Below are 289 nucleotides of genomic sequence, written 5' to 3' on the forward strand. Positions count from 1 at the left end.
GGCGAAAGTGCCGCGCCCGAGCGCGGGCAGCGCCGGCATCAGCTCGCTCACCGCCGGCATCGGCGAGATGCCGGTCTCGGGCATCGAGGAATGCGCCGTCTTGCCTTCGAGCACGATGCGCATGCCGCGCGAGGCGCAGTTGACGGTGCCGGCCTTGAGCCGCGCCTCGCCGAACGGGACGCCCGGCAGATTGTGCAGCGAAAACGCGAAGTCCGGCGCGATCTCGGCAAAGCGCGGATCGGCAACGACGCCGGCCGCGCCATTGCCGGTTTCCTCGGCCGGTTGAAAC

General features: G+C 70.6%; 1 pseudogene. It reads right to left on the bottom strand.

Annotated elements, in window-relative coordinates:
* A pseudogene (locus EN824_RS34640) lies at positions 1-289 on the bottom strand (amidohydrolase); the annotation flags it as partial.

It is taken from the genome of Mesorhizobium sp. M8A.F.Ca.ET.181.01.1.1 (assembly GCF_004792025.1).
Classification (GTDB): domain Bacteria; phylum Pseudomonadota; class Alphaproteobacteria; order Rhizobiales; family Rhizobiaceae; genus Mesorhizobium.